Raw genomic sequence first — 16216 nt, 5'->3', positions numbered from 1 at the left:
GTGGTGACTTTTCACCACTGTTCTAAGATTGGATCCACGGTTAATCTTTACCACATGGACGTTGCGCAGGAAGCGCAAAGGACAGATCAAGGACGACGACGAAGGACCACCTGCCAGGATGGCGGGGCGATACGGATGTCACAGGGAAACAGTCTGGAAAACCCCGCTTCGGCGGGGTTTTCTTTGCGTGCGTGTTTTTAGGCCAGCACATCCCGCGGTGATGCCCCCAACAGGCGGGCGTCCGTCTCTTCCTCCAGCAACGTGCGCAGCAGCTCTACAGAGGCCTGCTGGCGCTGGGCATCGCGAAATACCAGGCCAACCTTCAACGGCACGCGCGGCTCGCTCAACGGTTTCCACAGCAGCCCTTGGTCATCTTCGGCGGCCTCCTTGGCGCGCCCTGGAAGAATAGTGGCCAGCGCCGTGTGCGCGAGGCTATCGAGAATCCCTGCCATATTGTTCATCTCTGCCTGCACCTGCGGCCGTCGGCCCTGGCTGGCCAACTGCGCCTGCCAGATCTGGCGGATCTGGAACTCCTCGCCCAGCATCAGCATGGGCAACTCGGCGGCCTGGCGGATGGACACCTTCTTGAAGTCCTTCAGCGGGTGGGTATCGGGTATGACCAGTTGCAGCTCATCTTCGTACAACAGCAGGCCATGCAGCCCTGGCTGGCGCGGCGGCAGGTAGCTGATGCCGATGTCCAGACTGCCGTTGAGCAGGCGGCGTTCGATCTCCAGCCCCGACAACTCGTAAATCTGCACGACCAGGTGAGGTTGAGCCTTGCGCAGCCGTTCAAGCAGTTGCGGTACCAGGCTTGGCCGCACGGTCTGCAATACACCGATAGCCAAGGTGCGCAGCGACTGGCCCTTGAAGTTGCGCATGGCCTCGTGGGCACGCTGCAGGCCGTCGAGCAACGGCAGGGCATGGTTGTACAACGTGTGGGCGGCCAGGGTCGGCAGCAAGCGTTTGTTGCTGCGCTCGAACAGGCTGAGATCGAGGCTGTGCTCCAACTGGCGGATTTGCTGGGAAAGCGCTGGCTGTGACAGCGACAGGCGTTCGGCGGCACGGCCGACGTGGCCTTCTTCGTACACCGCGACGAAATAACGCAGTTGACGGAAATCCATAAGAAACACTTATCGAAAATGCTGGAAAAACGAAATGGTCGAAAACCCTGTTGAAGCCTAGTCTATCGCCGTATTCCAAAGGGTTACAGCGATGATTCGGTCGATTGTTACCCCGGATGAAAAACACTTTTGATAGGCAAGGCAAAATATCGAGTGTCGGCATCAAGACCGCACCGTGGCTGCCCTTTACCGTGATTGGTTGGAGCCCTGATGAACCTGTTCAACCTGCGCCGCTCGGCTTCTGCCGCCGCCGCCGAGCCCAAGCGTGCGCCGGTGATCGTGCCGCAAGCTTCTGAGCTGTCACCTGAGCGCCTGATGCCCGGCGCCGAACGTGCAGCGCAGGTATTCGTGCGTGGCCAGGGCTCCTGGTTGTGGGACAACGAGGGGCATGCCTACCTGGACTTCACCCAGGGCGGTGCGGTCAACAGCTTGGGCCACAGCCCCAGCGTGCTGGTCAAAGCATTGGGCAATCAGGCTCAGGCCTTGATCAACCCGGGCTCGGGCTTCCACAACCGTGGCCTGCTGGGGCTGGTCAACCGGCTGTGTCAGAGTACCGGCAGTGACCAGGCCTACCTGCTCAATAGCGGTGCCGAGGCCTGTGAAGGGGCGATCAAGCTGGCGCGGAAGTGGGGCCAGCTGCACCGCAATGGCGCCTATCACATCATTACTGCCAGCCAAGCCTGCCATGGCCGTAGCCTGGGCGCGCTGTCGGCGTCCGATCCGCTGCCATGCAATCGCTGCGAACCTGGCCTGCCAGGTTTCAGCAAGGTGCCGTTCAACGACCTGGCGGCGCTGCACGCCGAGGTGGACTCACGCACCGTGGCGATCATGCTCGAGCCGATACAGGGTGAGGCGGGCGTTATTCCCGCTACTCAGGAATACCTCAAAGGCGTGGAAACGCTCTGCCGCGAACTGGGCATCCTGCTGATCCTAGATGAGGTGCAGACCGGTATTGGTCGCTGTGGTGCGCTGTTGGCCGAGGAGCTCTATGGCGTGCGTGCCGACATCATTACCTTGGGCAAGGGCCTGGGGGGCGGCGTGCCGCTGGCCGCCTTGCTGGCCAGGGGCAAGGCATGCTGCGCCGAGCCTGGTGAGCTGGACGGCAGCCACCATGGCAACGCGCTGATGTGCGCCGCCGGCCTGGCGGTGCTGGACAGCGTGCTGGAGCCTGGCTTTCTGGCCCAGGTTCAGGATAACGGTCGTCACCTGCGTGAAGGCCTGAGCCGCCTGACCGGGCGCTATGGTCAGGGTGAAGTGCGCGGTCACGGGCTGCTATGGGCCCTGCAACTGAAAGAAAACCTGGCCCGCGAGCTGGTGGCTGCGGCCCTGCACGAGGGCCTGCTGCTCAACGCGCCGCAAACGGATGTGGTGCGCTTTTCTCCGGCGCTGACTGTGAGCAAAGGCAACATCGACGAAATGCTGCTGCGCCTGGCGCGCGCTTTCGCCCGCCTGCATGCCCAGCAGCAGGCCCGTCGCGAAGTGCCAGCGTAGCGGCCTGCCAAAGAATTCAACGAACCGTCTGGCGTTCCTGCGCATCGCCCCTGGCCTGTTTCATTCGGCCCGGGGCGTTTTTTTTTGCCTGTGGAACCTCTTCGACTGGCAGCTAGTCTTTGATGTAACCCTTCAGGAGAGACTCGCATGGACTTTATTCGCATCATCATCGCCATTCTTCTGCCACCTCTGGGCGTGTTTCTGCAGGTGGGGTTTGGCGGGGCGTTCTGGCTGAATATTCTGCTGACCTTGCTGGGATACATTCCGGGGATCGTGCATGCGGTGTATATCATCGCCAAGCGTTGATACAGGCAGAGATTGGCCCCTGCAGGAGCAGCGCAAGGTCGCTCCTGCTCGGGGCGCCTGGAACTATTGCGCCAACACCCGGCAATAGAATTTCCACTCTTCTTCCAAGGCATGCGCCAGGTTTTCCGCCTTGCGGAACCCGTGCCGCTCCTCCGCATAAAAATGCCCTTCAGCGTCGATCCCGTTGGCCTGTAGCGCCGCCAACATGGCGCGTGTCTGCTCCGGCACCACCACCGCATCCAGCTCACCCTGGAAGAAAATCACCGGCACCTTGATGCGCTGCGCATGCAGCAGCGGGGTGCGCTGGCGATAGCGTTCAGCGTCGCGCTGCGGGTCGCCGATCAGCCAGTCCAGGTAATCCCCTTCGAACTTGTGCGTGGCACGGCCAAGGGCTAGCGGGTCGCTGACCCCATAGAGGCTGGCGCCAGCGCGGAACACGTCATGGAACGCCAAGGCGCACAAGGTGGTGTAGCCACCGGCGCTACCGCCGCGGATAAACGCCTTGTGCTTGTCGACCAGGCCTTGAGCAGCCAGGTATTCGACCGCCGCGCAGGCATCGGCCACGTCACTTTCGCCCCAGCGCAGGTGCAGTGCCTGGCGGTATTCCCGACCATAGCCGGTGCTGCCCCGGTAGTTGAGGTCGGCCACGGCAAAGCCACGCTGGGTCCAGTACTGGATGCGCGGGTCGAGCACGGGATAGCAGGCTGAGGTTGGCCCGCCGTGGATGAACACCACCAGCGGCGCGGCGCCTTGCGACTGCGCTGGCGGGTAGAAGAAACCATGGGCCTGCTCGCCGCCACTGCCGTAGTGGATCGACTGTGGCAGGCTGATTTGCCCTGCCGGCAGCATTTCGGCACCGCCGGCCAGCACACGTACGTCGTGGTTGCTGCGGTCAATGGCAATGACTGCTGGTGGGCTGATGGGCGAGGCGGCAATGGCATACAGGTGTTCGCTGTCCATGGCCAGGCTGCGAAAGCGTGTGTAGGCACTGGCGAAATGCTCCATACGGCCATCTTCGCCACGCAGCCCCAATTGCCCGAAGCCGTCTTCGAACCAGCTGGCCAGGTAGCTTTGCGGGCTCAGTGCCAACCAGGTACAGGTCCCCAATTGCCAAGGCGCAGCAGCATGGTCCGCCGGTGCGGCAGGCAACGCCTGCCATTGGCCATCGACCTCACCCCAGGGTTGCCAGAAGCCATTGCGGTCGGACAGGCAGTAGAGCCGACCTTCGGCATCGAAGCGTGGTTGTTGCAACGATTCTTCTGCGGCGGCTACACATTGCGCCGGCCCCCAGTGGCCGCTGGCATCGCGCGCGCGGCACATCAGCCGGGTGACGGTCCAGGGCTGTGCCGGGCGGTCCCATTCGATCCACGCCAGGCGCTGGCCATCGGCACTGACGGCAGGCGAGGCGTAGAAGTCGGCGCCCTCGGCGAGCACCTCGCGGCGGCTGTCACCCAAAGCGACCAGGCGGTGCTCTACCTGCTCGGCATGGCGCTCTTCGACGGCCAGTACGTGGCCGTCGTGCCACTGCACATCGCCATAGCGGCAGCTGGCATCCTGGGTCAGTGCACGTGGTAACAGATCGTCCAGCGGCTGGGTGTAGACCTGCTGGTCCTTTTCGTTGACGAATACCAGCCCGTCGCCACCGAGGCAGAAGCTGCCACCGCCGTACTCATAGACCCGGCTGCGTACGCTGAAGCCGTCCGGGGTCAGGCAGCGGGCCTGGTAGTGCAGCCAGTGCCAGATACGGCATGCCCCATCGGCCGGGCGGAATTCGTTCCAGAACAGCCCGTCAGCACTGACCTTGAGTTCGGCGAAGTCGGTACCGGCGGCCACTGCCTGGGCCGCGCTGAATTCAGCCGCGGGCGATGACACGGGAGTTTCGATCATTGCGGAAGGTCATCTGTTCGATCGCGAGCTGGGCGGTTTCTGCCTCCTCGCGGGCTTTGAGGATGATGCCGTGCTCGGTCGACTTGGCGCACACCGGGTCGGCATTGCTGGCATCGCCGGTCAGCATGAAGGCCTGGCAGCGACAGCCGCCGAAGTCCTTTTCTTTCTCGTCGCAGGAGCGGCAAGGTTCGCGCATCCACTCATAGCCACGGAAGCGGTTGAAACCGAACGAGTCATACCAGATATGGTGCAAGTCGTGGTCGCGTACATTCGGGAACTGCACGGGCAGCTGGCGGGCGCCGTGGCAGGGCAATGCGGTGCCGTCCGGGGTGATGGTGAGGAACAGGTTGCCCCAGCCGTTCATGCAGGCCTTGGGGCGCTCTTCGTAGTAGTCAGGGGTTACGAAAATAAGCTTGCACGGGTTGCCCTCGGCCTTGAGCTTGTCCCGGTATTCGTTGGTGATACGTTCGGCCCGCTCGAGCTGCGCGCGGGTTGGCAGCAGCCCCAGGCGGTTGAGGTGCGCCCAGCCATAGAACTGGCAAGTGGCGAGCTCGACAAAGTCGGCCTCCAGGGCAATGCACAACTCGATGATGCGGTCGATCTTGTCGATGTTGTGCCGATGGGTGACGAAGTTGAGCACCATCGGGTAGCCATGGGCTTTCACCGCGCGGGCCATTTCCAGCTTCTGTGCAAAAGCCTTTTTCGAGCCGGCCAGCAGGTTGTTCACCTGCTCGTCGCTGGCCTGGAAGCTGATCTGGATATGGTCCAGGCCAGCCTTCTTGAATTCGGCGATGCGCGCCTCGGTCAGCCCAATGCCCGAGGTGATCAGGTTGGTGTAGTAACCCAGGCGGCGGGCCTCTGCGATCAGTTGAGCAAGGTCCTGGCGTACCAGCGGTTCACCGCCGGAAAAGCCGATTTGTGCGGCACCCATTTCCCGCGCTTCAGCCATGACCTTGAACCACTGTTCGGTGCTCAGCTCCTGGCCCTGGGCGGCGAAGTCCAGCGGGTTGGAGCAGTAAGGGCACTGCAGCGGGCAGCGGTAGGTGAGCTCGGCCAGCAGCCACAGCGGCAGGCCGACCTCGGGCGTGGGCGGCAACTCAGGCGAGGACGATCCAGTGTTCGGCACGGGCCACCTCCATGAACTGCTCGATGTCGTCCGCCACTTCCGGGACACCGGGGAATTGCTGTTCGAGTTCGCTGATAATCGCTGCCACGTCACGCTGGCCGTCGATCAGGCCACCGATCAGGCTCGCGCTGTCGTTGAGCTTGATCATGCCTTCAGGGTACAGCAACACATGGCCCTTTTGCGCCGGCTCGTACTGGAAACGATAGCCGGGGCGCCAGTTCGGTACCTGCTTACGGTCGAAACTCATAGGGTGATTCCCTTGTGCCACACCCGTTCCTGGGTGACGGAGTGATAGGGCGGGCGGTTCAGTTCGTAGGCCATGCTCATGGCATCGAGCATGCTCCAGAGGATATCCAGCTTGAACTGCAATATCTCCAGCATACGCTCCTGGCCCGCGCGGGTGGTGTAGTGCTGCAGGGTAATCGCCAGGCCGTGTTCCACATCGCGCCGAGCCTGGCCCAGGCGGGTACGGAAGTACTCGTAGCCGGCGGGATCGATCCACGGGTAGTGCTGTGGCCAGCTGTCCAGGCGCGATTGGTGGATTTGCGGGGCGAACAGCTCGGTCAGCGAGCTGCTGGCGGCTTCCTGCCAGCTGGCGCGGCGGGCGAAGTTGACGTAGGCGTCCACAGCAAAGCGCACGCCGGGCAATACCAGTTCTTGCGAGCGCAATTGGTCCGGGTCCAGCCCGACAGCCTGGCCCAGGCGCAGCCAGGCTTCGATACCGCCATCCTCGCCGGGCGCACCATCGTGGTCGAGCAGGCGCTGGATCCACTCGCGGCGCACTTCGCGGTCCGGGCAGTTGGCCAGGATCGCGGCATCTTTCATCGGGATGTTGACTTGGTAATAAAAGCGGTTGGCCACCCAGCCCTGGATCTGCTCTCGGGTGGCGCGCCCCTGGTACATCGCCACGTGGTACGGGTGATGGATGTGGTAATAGGCGCCCTTGGCGCGCAAGGCCTGCTCGAACTCGGCAGGGGACATAGGCAGTGCGTCGCTCATTCGGCTGGCTCCTGTAAAGCGATTGTCAGGGCTGACACATATTCACCCTGTGGGAGCGGGCATGCCCGCGAACACCGGCGAAGCCGGTGCCATACACCGTGTTGGATGCTTCGCGGGCATGCCCGCTCCCACAGGGCCTGTGTCGCATCACGAACTGTTTTACAACGCGATGCTCATGCCATCGAAGGCAACTTCGACGCCCCGGCGCAGGACTTCGGCGCGCTCGGGGGAGTTTTCATCGAGAATCGGGTTGGTGTTGTTGATGTGGATAAGCACTTTGCGCTGGCGCGGGAAGCCGTCGAGCACTTCCAGCATGCCGCCAGGGCCGTTCTGGGCCAGGTGACCCATCTCGCGGCCGGTGCGGGTGCCCACGCCACGGCGCTGCATTTCGTCGTCTTCCCACAGGGTGCCGTCGACCAGCAGGCAGTCGGCACCGTGCATCATCGCCAGCAGATTGTCGTCGACCTGGCCCAGGCCCGGGGCGTAGAACAGCTTGCCGCCGGTGCGGGTGTCCTCTACCAGCAGGCCAAGGTTGTCGCCCGGGTGCGGGTCGAAGCGGTGTGGCGAATAAGGCGGCGCGGCGCTGCGCAGGGGGAAGGGGGTGAACTTGAGGTTGGGGCAGGCGTCGATCACGAAGCTGCCTTCCAGCTCGATACGGTTCCACTGCAGGCCACCGTTCCAGTGGCTGAGCATGTTGAACAGCGGGAAACCGGTGGTCAGGTCCTGGTGGACCATGTCCGTGCACCATACCTGATGCGGGCAGCCTTCGCGCAGGCTGAGCAGGCCGGTGGTGTGGTCGATCTGGCTGTCCAGCAGGACGATGGCGTTGATGCCGGTGTCGCGCAGGGCCCGGGCCGGCTGCATCGGCGCAAAGGCCTGCAGTTGGGCGCGGATGTCGGGCGAGGCATTGCACAGTATCCAGTGCACACCGTCGTCGGACAGGGCGATGGATGACTGGGTGCGCGCCGTGGCTTGCAGGGTGCCATCACGGTAGCCCTTGCAGTTGACGCAGTTGCAGTTCCACTGCGGGAACCCGCCACCGGCGGCGGAGCCGAGAACCTGGATGTACATGGCCACTCTCTATGCAGAAACCGGATCGGAAAAAACGAAAACGCCCCGGCAGGCCGAGGCGTGAAACCCTAAGCCTGGCTTAGCGGTTAGCGAAGTACATAGTAACTTCGAAGCCGATACGCAGGTCAGTGTATGCAGGTTTGGTCCACATGGAATTACTCCTTCCGAATGAGGGTTGGGTTGTTCAGCTACTACTTGGGTACCGCCATGCGTTGGCAGTTCCCTGAAACCGGGATTGCGCTATCTTACAAGAAAAATTTGAACCGGAAGGTTAATTATTCGAGAAGCGCCGTTGCAGTTCGCGTAATAATCATCGATTTTCGCCCTGCCAGGAAGTGTCTGGCGCGGCAGCGTTGGCCAAGCATAGCCAAGCGGAACCTGTGTCGAGCAGGTTGCTCAGCAGGTGGTCCAGATCCGTCTGCCGCGTAGTCAGAATAGACCTGCGCAGCACATCCAGCTTATCGGGTTGTGTGGCCAAGTGTGTCTGCCACGCCCATTCGGCGACATCGGCGTTGGCCATGGCGGGCTCGTCGAATTGCCCAGCCAATGCCTGGCGAGCGGCCGGGTCAAGGGTGACGCCATGGCGCAGCAGGTCGAGCAGGTGGTCGAGCACCTGTGCCTGGCCGGTGTGGGGGGACTGCACGCCGAACAGCAGCCCACCGACCCCCTCGACCTGACGAAAGGCGCTGAACACCGCATAACCGAGTTGCAATTCCACCCGCAGGCGTTGGTAAACCGGCCCTTGCAGCAACTGGGCTAACAGACGGCCTGCGGCTTCTTTGGCCGCAGGCAACGGGCAGAACAGCAGCAGGGCATGTTCGCTGCCTGGCACTTGGGCATGCTGCCAGCGGTGGTTTGCCCATGTTGGCAGGGGACTAGGCCGCGAGCCTTGCCCAGGGCACTGCTGCAGCGCAGTGCCCAAGGCGTTTAGCGCGGTATCCTCGAAGCCTGCAGCCATGCCATGCCACTCGGTGTGCAGCCACAGGCTGTCGAGTTGCTGCTGGTTCAGCGTGTCGGCGGGCACCGCTGCGGGCAGGCTACCCCGTACCGCGTCTGGCAGTTGCTTGAGCAGGGCCCTGATGGGGATCAGGGCCGGGGGCTGCGCCGTGCAGGGCAGCCAGCAACTGGCAGGTGGCTTGAGCATCAAGGCCAATGCTTGTTCCACTGCGCGCAGCACTGCTGCTGGCAGGCCGGCGCAGCGCAACTGCCAGTATTCTCCGGCGCTGCTGTACTGCAGTTGCACGGAGGCGCGGTCACAACGTTCCTGCAGTGGTGCCAGGGCCTGTTCCAGCACACGCTGCAAGGGCTGGCGCAAAGGTGAAGGTACATGCCAGCGCAGGTACAGCGCAGCGTATTGGCGCGCGGGCGGGAGCTGGTCACTGATCTTCAGCGCTGCCGGCAGCGGCTGCGCCTTGGCATGGGGCAGGTCTGCCATCAGCAATGGGTCGACTGGCAAGTGCTGCCAATTGCCATGGTCGCTACCTGGCAGGCTTTCCAGCAGGGCGCCAAGCGCCTGCAACCCTTGGGTATCCAGCTTGGCGAACGGCTGGCCTGTGCTGTCCCGGCGGGCCAGCTCGAGCGCGCTGGCACTGTGCGCACGGCTGCGCTGCAGCAAGCCGAATTGGTGGTTCAACTGTTCGCGGTCGGCCTGGCGGATGAACCTGAACCAACCTTGCAGCAGGGCGCAGGTTTCGTCCGGGCAAGCGTCGGTACTTAGCTTCAGGTCAAGGTGCCACAGCAGCTGACCGGCAAACGCGTACAGCTTTTCGGCCGTGAAGCTTTGTAGCCAGCCACGCTCGCGAAGCGCGCCCAGCCAGGTACCTGGGCGGCTGTCCTCCAGGTAAGCGAACAGCAGTTCCAAGGCTTGCTCGGCGCCGCTGGGGAGGCCTTGGTGAGTGAAGGTCAGGGAGCTAGCGATTGCTGGCAGTGGCGGCGGCGGCATTTGCGGCCCGCGCTCACCTGCGGCGAACAGTTCGGCATGCTGCCGGGCAAGGCGTTCAAGTTCATCCAGCGGCTGCGGCCCGCAAAGGCTCAAGCAGATCTGGCCGCCTTGGTAGAAGCGCTGATGAAAGCCCGCAAGCGCTTGCTGGAAGGCCGCATCGTGCAAGGCCAGGGTGTATCGATTGCCAGCATGAAAAGCGCTCAGTGGATGCTTGTCTGACACTGACTGCAGCAGGGCGAACTGTTGTTGGGCCGATGGATTGCGCGACCAGGCGATGAATTCGGCGTGGATCACTTCGCGTTCACGGCGTTGGCGTTCGATGCCCAGATCCGGTTCTGCCAGCATTTGGCACAGGCGCTCGAGACCGCCGCCTAGCGCGTTGGGTGGCACCTCGAAGAAAAAGTCGGTGGCGCGTTCACGGGTGCTGGCGTTGACCTGTCCGCCCAGGGCTTGTACGTAGCGCATCAGGCCGTCTTCCAGCGGGAAGCGCGGGGTACCGAGGAAGAACAGGTGTTCGAGGAAGTGCGCCAGACCGGGCCATTTGGCAGGTGCGTCGTGGCTGCCCGCATGTACCCGCAGTGCGGCGGCCGAGCGTTTGAGGCGCGGGGCGTGGCGCAGGGTCAACTGCAAGCCGTTGACGAGGGTGAGTTGGCGAGTGGCGTCAGGCATGGGGGCTCCGGTGGCGGCTTTTCATGCTAACCGATTTGTTTGCAGGCTCGGCCTATTCGCGGGGTATGGCGCCGGTATGAAAGGCAGCGCAGATCCCGTGGGAGCGGGCGTGCCCGCGAATGGGCCGCATAGCGGCCCCTGTCAGCCTTTACGCAGGTGCAGCTCCTGGCGCAAGTCGATCAGGTAGGGAAACGCCATGCGCCCCTGCACCACCCGTTCATGTTCCAGCTCTGCCAACAACTGGCACTCATCCCGCCCAGCCATGGCCAGTAAACTGCCATCCGGGCCGATGATGCTGCTCTGCCCGCAATACTGGATCTCGTCTTCCGCGCCGCAGTAGTTGGCATATACCAGGTAGCACTGGTTTTCCTGCGCCCGTGCCCTCACGGTCACCTGGCAGGTAAAGTCGTACGGCGTCATGTTCGCCGTCGGCACCAGGATCAGCTCGGCGCCATCCAGCGCCAGGCGCCGGGCGTTCTCCGGGAACTCGATGTCGTAGCAGATCAGCAGGCCAACCTTCCAGCCTTCCAGTTCCACTACCGGGAAGTGGTCGGCGCCTGGGCTGAACATTGAGCGGTCCAGTTCACCGAACAGGTGGGTCTTGCGGTAATTGCTCAGGCTGCGGCCATGCGCATCGATCAACTGCACGCTGTTGTAGATCGCCCCGTCATCGCCGCGCTCCGGGTAGCCATAGACAATGGCGATGCGATGCGCCTGGGCGATTTCCACCACGGTCATGGCTGCCGGGCCATCGGCGGCCTCGGCCAGGCGCTCGACCTGGGCCAGGCCGATGTTGTAGCCGGTCAGGAACATCTCCGGGCAGACCAGCAACCGGGCGCCTTGTGCGGCCGCCAACTGCGCCTGGTGGCGCAGCCGTTGCAGGTTGCCGGGCACGTCCAGTGGCTTGGGTGCACCTTGGTACAGAGCGATGCGCATGGTGCCTCCTTGTCTCAATCCGCCAGGGCGATCGGGCCGATTTCGTTGAACACATCGCCTGGGCCTGGGTTGTCGGGGTGGGTGTGGCCACCCAAGTGGTTCATGATACCCCACACCGCATTCAGCGACGTCTGCACCGCGCCTTCAACCCAGGCGGGGGTCCATGACACGTCGTCCCCGGCAATGAAGATACCGCGCTGCTCCGCTGGCATGTCCTGCTGCATGAAGTGCGCGTACATGCGCTGGTTGTAGCGGTAATGGCCGGGAAGCGCGCCTTTGAAGGCGCCGAGGAAGTACGGGTCGGCCTCCCAGGAAACCGTGATCGGGTCGCCGATGATATGGCCGGCGATATCGGTCTTCGGGTAGATCTTCTTCAGCGCATCCAAGGCCAGTTGCACGCGCTTTTCCACCGGGTGCGGCAGCATCTTCAGTGCGTCGCTCATCCACGAGTACGACAGGCAGATCACCCCGGGCTTGTCGTTGCCGTTGTCGAACAGGTAAGTGCCGCGGGTGAGTCGATCGGTGAGGGTCATGCTCAGCAAGTCACGGCCGGTTTCCGGGTCCTTGTCCTTCCAGAACGGGCGGTCGACCATGACGAAGGTTTTCGACGACTGCATGTAGCGGGTACGGTCCAGGGCCATCCACATCTTTTGCGAGAACAGCGATTCCTCGCAGTCGATCTGGGTGGTCAGCAACCAGGTCTGGCAGGTGGCGAGTACTGCGCTGTAGTGGCGGGTATCGCCCCAGTTGTCGGTGACCGCCAGGCGGCCATCGGCGGCGCGGGCAATGCGCTTGACCCCGGTACGTGGTGCGCCGCCATGCAGCGTGCTCAGGCTGGTGCCCTCTGGCCAATGCACGCAGCGTTCCGGTACGTGGCGCCAGATGCCCTGTGGCACTTGTTCCACGCCCCCGACCACCAGGTGCTGGTGGTCGTCGCAGTTGGTCATCACCACGCGGAAGATTTCCAGCATCGAGTTGGGGAAGTCCGAGTCCCAACCGCCGGTGCCGAAACCGACCTGGCCGAACACTTCTCGGTGCTGGAAGCTCAGCTTGGCAAAAGAGCGCGAGGTGGCGACGAAGTCGTAGAAGGTGCGGTCGTCCCACAGCGGCACCAGCTTGTTCCAGAGTTCCTTCAGGCGCGGTACATCACGGTCGCGGATGGCCTGCTGGATATCGGCGAACTGCGCACCGCTCTCCAGCGCATCGGCCCAGGCGTCGGCGACCTCATGAAACAGTTGCGGCAGGTCGGTGGGCTTCTCGGCGTAGTAGGTCTGGCCTTCCAGGTCGATCACTGTGCTGCCCGAAGCCGGGGTCAGCGGGTTGGGGAAGGGTTTGGTTTCCAGGCCCAGCTTGTCGACGTAGTGGTAGAAGGCGGTGGACGACACCGGGAAGCGCATGCCACCCAGCTCGGCAACGATCCCGTCAGTGCCATTGAAGGCTTGCGAGCGCAGCCGGCCGCCCAGCCTGGACGCCTCGTACACCACCGGCTTGAGGCCCAGCTTCATCAGCTCGTAGGCCGCTACCAGGCCGGCGATACCGGCACCGACAATGGCCACCTCTTCCCCATGGCGCTCAGCCGGAATACTGCCCAGGCCTGCCGGGTGTTCCAGCCAGTCGTCGAAAGCAAAAGGGAAGTCCGGGCCGAAAATGGTGATTGGCTTCTTGCCGTCGGCGGGGTGGCGGTTCTTCTTGTTCATGAAATGACCTTGCCAGAGAGGCTGCGCGAGGAGCGGAGCCTGAGTATAGGAGATGCCTGGCTGTCATTTTAGGGAGTGGGGTGTTCGTAATTAAGGTGCAGAGTGTTGTCTGAATGTAGTTAGTTTCGTCGTAATGATTAAGCTCATGTTCATTAAGACGAGGCAGGCGGTCGAGGTAATTCAAAAACCGCCCTGGCCCTTTGTAGGAGCGGGTTTACCCGCGAATGCGTCGGTAGATTCTCTGCCCCATTCGCGGGTAAACCCGCTCCTACAACCGGCCTCATCGATAACCCCACCCGAGCGCCAGTCCGTTCAAAGCGGCTGTCCACGGTCCACCTTGCTGCTGAGAATGATCGACGTGGTGGTTTTCTCCACCCCGTCGACACTGCCAATCTGGTCGAGCAACTGATCCAGCTGCTCGGGCGAGTCCGTACGCAGCCAGGCCACATAGTCGAATTCGCCGCTTACCGCACACAGCTGCTGCACCTGGCCCATGGCACTCAGGCGCCGCACCACGTCCTTGCCGGAACGCGGCTGTACCTTGATCCCGACATACGCCTGCAACCCGCCGCCTATCACACTCTGGCCCAGGCGTACGCCATAGCCGGAGATAACCTTGTTTTTCTCCAGCCGCTCCAGGCGCGAATTGACGGTGGTGCGGGCGATGCCCAACTGGCGGGCGAGGGTGGCGACGCTTTCGCGGGCGTTGATTTGCAGCAGGGCGATCAGCTGGCGATCGATTTCATCCAGCGTGATGGAGCGGGAATCCGACATGGCGAGTCTCTATGGTTGGCCCGCTAGCCTAGCCAGCCTGTGCCAATCAGGGCAAGGCCAGGTGCAGTCGATCACCGTTGATGGCGTCGGTTTGGCACTTTCTGTGAGAACGGCCGCGTATCTCTGAAGGCTGCGTCTTCGGCACTAATTCGGCATGATGAAGCGGTAGTCCAACGGGAACCTCAGCGTGAACCTCGACCACCTGCTCGAATGCTGGCGACTGGAAGTCGCCAGCAAGAAAAGGCCCGGACGCCGTATCAGCCTACTGTTCAACGTGCTGCGCCGCGCACGCAAGGACAACAAACTACGTTTTCTCTTCGCCTATCGCCTGGCCCAGTACCTCGACGCCCGCGGCGGCCTGGCCCGGCGCCACGCCAGGCGCATGCAGCAGCGGCTCAACCTAAAGTACGCCGTAGACATCGACATCTGCGCCCAGATCGCCCCCGGCCTGCGCATCGCGCACCTGCCTGGGGTGGTGATTACCCGGTACGTCAGCATCGGGCGCAATTTCTTCGTCCGGCAGAACTGCTCGATCGGCATCAAGACCCTGGGGCTGGATGAGTACGCCCTGCGCATTGGCGACAACGTCAGCATGGGCGCCAACAGTTGCATCGTTGCTGATCGTATCGACATTGGCGATGACGTGGTGATTGGCGCGATGTCGTTGGTTACGCGGGACATTCCGCCTGGCATGACCTTCTACAACCCGCGACAGGTCGAGATGCGTCCGGGAGGGGGTTAACCAACAGAGTTACATTTTTGCGGACGCTGGCGATGGCTTATTGATACCTTTTCGGCCGCTACCCTCTGGACGATATCGTTGTTGATCATGACGTACTCGGGTTCGTGGCCTGGTAGGGACGTTCGGGCTGGTTGATCTGATAACGGGTACTGCGCCCTCCGCCAGCCAGTCGCCGCAAGCAGCCTTTCTCCAGCAGGTCGCTTAAGTGCCGAGTTGCGGTGGCCTTGGAGACCTGTGCCACAGATTGGTACTGCGCAGCGCTTATGCCTGCCTCAAAGCCTTTCTCGCCGCCGTCAAGCAGCCGATTGAGTACTTTGATCTGATCGGGGGAAAGTGAGTCTGTGCGATGTGCCTGCCAAAAGCGCGCTTTGGCCAGTACGCGGTCGATACGGGCAAGTGCCTGCTCCAGACTTTTGAGCAATGTGCCGAGAAACCACTGCAGCCAGGCAGTGATATCCAACGTGCTTTTCTGGCTCGCTTCGAGGATGCGGTAATAGCCGGCTCGGTCGTTGAGGATGCTTGCGGACATGGCGTAAAAACGGATGGCTTGCTGTTCGCCTTGGGCCAGCGCTAGGTCTGTGATGGCGCGAGTAAGACGGCCGTTGCCGTCATCGAAGGGGTGCAGGGTGACAAACCAGAAGTGGGCGATGCCGGCGCGTAGCAATGGGTCGAGGCTGGCATCGCTGCGGCTGCTCTCGAACCAGGCGAGGAATTCGGCCAATTGAGTTTCCAGCCCGGCGCGGGGTGGAGCTTCGAAATGCACTGTAGGACGGTCGACGCGGCCTGAAACAACCTGCATGGGCTCCTCGCCCCGCAGTGTGCCAATGCGTAGCGGGCGTGCCAGCAGGTGGTCGCCACTGGGGAACAGCCAGCAGTGCCAGCCGTACAGTCGCTCCAGATCCAAAGGTTGCTGGTGCGCGCGGATGGCATCGAGCAGTAACGCTGCCAAGCCTTCCGAGCGTGCAGTGGTGCGGCCTTCTTCGTTTATCCCCAGGCGCCGCGCCAGTGATGAACGCACTGAGCCGACATTCAGCTGCTCACCCTCGATAGCTGATGAGGTGACGATGTTCTGTAGCAGGGCATCCAGGCTGCTCTGCGCCTCGGTATCGCTACCGACAGCGCCGAGCATCCCAAGCAAACGCCCCTGGGCCTGATTGCAGGCGCGCAGCAGCTGGGCAAGCGGTTCGGCTTGCCAGGTGAAGTGTGGCCAGTTGGACTGCTGCCAGATCCAGTAGGGTTCATTCATAGGCTTGCTCATTTGTGAGCCGATTAGCGAGCCTATTCGGCTCATTATGTGAGCTGATAATGCTGGCTATTCGGCTCATTGTCTAATCCTTACGCTGGGGGTTTGGGTGGAAGAGTGCGCCTGGTCAGGGTTGCCGGTTGGGCGAGAATTTGCAGTGGTTCGGGATAGATTGTTGTATTTGCCCAAATGGCTGATTAGCTGCTGGCTTT

15 protein-coding genes are annotated in these 16216 nt (G+C 62.6%); 3 read left to right on the top strand and 12 right to left on the bottom strand.

The window, feature by feature from the left end; translation table 11 throughout:
- Window positions 1-197: 197 nt before the first annotated feature.
- Window positions 198-1121, bottom strand: coding sequence for a LysR family transcriptional regulator (locus tag ACYCCG_RS18880; protein WP_176683524.1), 924 nt, complete (start codon window positions 1119-1121; stop codon window positions 198-200).
- A 210-nt stretch (window positions 1122-1331) separates the two neighbouring features.
- Here ACYCCG_RS18880 and ACYCCG_RS18875 point away from each other — a divergent pair, with 210 nt between their 5' ends.
- Window positions 1332-2612 carry an aspartate aminotransferase family protein gene (locus ACYCCG_RS18875; RefSeq protein ID WP_176683523.1) on the top strand — a complete coding sequence of 427 codons (1281 nt, stop codon included), beginning with the start codon at window positions 1332-1334 and terminating at the stop codon, window positions 2610-2612.
- Between the two features lie 147 nt (window positions 2613-2759).
- Complete coding sequence (locus ACYCCG_RS18870) at window positions 2760-2918, top strand: YqaE/Pmp3 family membrane protein (RefSeq protein ID WP_003177654.1); 159 nt, start codon at window positions 2760-2762, stop codon at window positions 2916-2918.
- A gap of 63 nt (window positions 2919-2981) precedes the next feature.
- On the opposite strand, the gene ACYCCG_RS18865 is transcribed toward ACYCCG_RS18870, so the two are convergent.
- The 10 genes from ACYCCG_RS18865 to ACYCCG_RS18820 form a co-directional block, all read right to left on the bottom strand.
- On the bottom strand, window positions 2982-4805 hold the full coding sequence (locus ACYCCG_RS18865) for a S9 family peptidase (RefSeq protein ID WP_339443944.1): 1824 nt from the start codon (window positions 4803-4805) through the stop codon (window positions 2982-2984).
- Window positions 4771-5931, bottom strand: coding sequence for a pyrroloquinoline quinone biosynthesis protein PqqE (gene pqqE / locus ACYCCG_RS18860; protein ID WP_422630967.1), 1161 nt, complete (start codon window positions 5929-5931; stop codon window positions 4771-4773). Before pqqE ends, ACYCCG_RS18865 begins: the two co-directional genes overlap by 35 nt.
- Entirely contained in the window at window positions 5903-6178 is a 276-nt protein-coding gene (pqqD, locus tag ACYCCG_RS18855) for a pyrroloquinoline quinone biosynthesis peptide chaperone PqqD (protein ID WP_176683521.1), read from the bottom strand. Before pqqD ends, pqqE begins: the two co-directional genes overlap by 29 nt.
- On the bottom strand, window positions 6175-6930 hold the full coding sequence (gene pqqC, locus ACYCCG_RS18850; protein ID WP_003255592.1) for a pyrroloquinoline-quinone synthase PqqC: 756 nt from the start codon (window positions 6928-6930) through the stop codon (window positions 6175-6177). The genes pqqD and pqqC overlap by 4 nt, the downstream gene beginning before the upstream one ends.
- A gap of 159 nt (window positions 6931-7089) precedes the next feature.
- Window positions 7090-8001, bottom strand: a complete 912-nt coding sequence (gene pqqB, locus ACYCCG_RS18845) for a pyrroloquinoline quinone biosynthesis protein PqqB (protein ID WP_209968548.1) — start codon at window positions 7999-8001, stop codon at window positions 7090-7092.
- A gap of 79 nt (window positions 8002-8080) precedes the next feature.
- Window positions 8081-8152 carry a pyrroloquinoline quinone precursor peptide PqqA gene (gene pqqA / locus ACYCCG_RS18840; RefSeq protein WP_003243383.1) on the bottom strand — a complete coding sequence of 24 codons (72 nt, stop codon included), beginning with the start codon at window positions 8150-8152 and terminating at the stop codon, window positions 8081-8083.
- Between the two features lie 159 nt (window positions 8153-8311).
- The gene (pqqF, locus tag ACYCCG_RS18835; protein WP_459671474.1) at window positions 8312-10612 is read right to left on the bottom strand and encodes a pyrroloquinoline quinone biosynthesis protein PqqF; all 2301 of its coding nucleotides are present in this window, start codon (window positions 10610-10612) and stop codon (window positions 8312-8314) included.
- A 141-nt stretch (window positions 10613-10753) separates the two neighbouring features.
- Window positions 10754-11548, bottom strand: a complete 795-nt coding sequence (locus tag ACYCCG_RS18830; RefSeq protein ID WP_176683518.1) for a carbon-nitrogen hydrolase family protein — start codon at window positions 11546-11548, stop codon at window positions 10754-10756.
- A 14-nt stretch (window positions 11549-11562) separates the two neighbouring features.
- The gene (locus tag ACYCCG_RS18825; RefSeq protein WP_209968540.1) at window positions 11563-13245 is read right to left on the bottom strand and encodes a flavin monoamine oxidase family protein; all 1683 of its coding nucleotides are present in this window, start codon (window positions 13243-13245) and stop codon (window positions 11563-11565) included.
- A gap of 312 nt (window positions 13246-13557) precedes the next feature.
- On the bottom strand, window positions 13558-14019 hold the full coding sequence (locus tag ACYCCG_RS18820) for an Lrp/AsnC family transcriptional regulator (RefSeq protein WP_003255583.1): 462 nt from the start codon (window positions 14017-14019) through the stop codon (window positions 13558-13560).
- Window positions 14020-14206: 187 nt separating this feature from the next.
- Here ACYCCG_RS18820 and ACYCCG_RS18815 point away from each other — a divergent pair, with 187 nt between their 5' ends.
- Window positions 14207-14761: a serine acetyltransferase gene (locus ACYCCG_RS18815; RefSeq protein WP_209968537.1), complete on the top strand. Its 555-nt coding sequence runs from the start codon at window positions 14207-14209 to the stop codon at window positions 14759-14761.
- 85 nt (window positions 14762-14846) lie between these two features.
- Here the strand turns inward: ACYCCG_RS18815 and ACYCCG_RS18810 are convergent, their stop codons facing one another.
- Window positions 14847-16007 carry a Fic family protein gene (locus tag ACYCCG_RS18810; RefSeq protein WP_209968534.1) on the bottom strand — a complete coding sequence of 387 codons (1161 nt, stop codon included), beginning with the start codon at window positions 16005-16007 and terminating at the stop codon, window positions 14847-14849.
- Window positions 16008-16216: the final 209 nt, after the last annotated feature.

This window comes from Pseudomonas sp. VEM90, from assembly GCF_054611535.1.
The sequence above is the reverse complement of the archived record's forward strand: the minus strand, read 5'-3'. Positions and strand labels throughout refer to the sequence as shown.

Bases quoted from the DNA above. Each gene is read 5' to 3' on its own strand.
- ACYCCG_RS18865 (WP_339443944.1), bottom strand. From the start codon at position 4,805: ATGATCGAAACTCCCGTGTCATCGCCCGCGGCTGAATTCAGCGCGGCC.
- ACYCCG_RS18825 (WP_209968540.1), bottom strand. From the start codon at position 13,245: ATGAACAAGAAGAACCGCCACCCCGCCGACGGCAAGAAGCCAATCACC.
- pqqB (WP_209968548.1), bottom strand. From the start codon at position 8,001: ATGTACATCCAGGTTCTCGGCTCCGCCGCCGGTGGCGGGTTCCCGCAG.
- ACYCCG_RS18875 (WP_176683523.1), top strand. From the start codon at position 1,332: ATGAACCTGTTCAACCTGCGCCGCTCGGCTTCTGCCGCCGCCGCCGAG.
- ACYCCG_RS18870 (WP_003177654.1), top strand. From the start codon at position 2,760: ATGGACTTTATTCGCATCATCATCGCCATTCTTCTGCCACCTCTGGGC.
- ACYCCG_RS18880 (WP_176683524.1), bottom strand. From the start codon at position 1,121: ATGGATTTCCGTCAACTGCGTTATTTCGTCGCGGTGTACGAAGAAGGC.
- pqqC (WP_003255592.1), bottom strand. From the start codon at position 6,930: ATGAGCGACGCACTGCCTATGTCCCCTGCCGAGTTCGAGCAGGCCTTG.
- pqqF (WP_459671474.1), bottom strand. From the start codon at position 10,612: ATGCCTGACGCCACTCGCCAACTCACCCTCGTCAACGGCTTGCAGTTG.
- ACYCCG_RS18830 (WP_176683518.1), bottom strand. From the start codon at position 11,548: ATGCGCATCGCTCTGTACCAAGGTGCACCCAAGCCACTGGACGTGCCC.
- pqqD (WP_176683521.1), bottom strand. From the start codon at position 6,178: ATGAGTTTCGACCGTAAGCAGGTACCGAACTGGCGCCCCGGCTATCGT.
- ACYCCG_RS18820 (WP_003255583.1), bottom strand. From the start codon at position 14,019: ATGTCGGATTCCCGCTCCATCACGCTGGATGAAATCGATCGCCAGCTG.
- ACYCCG_RS18810 (WP_209968534.1), bottom strand. From the start codon at position 16,007: ATGAATGAACCCTACTGGATCTGGCAGCAGTCCAACTGGCCACACTTC.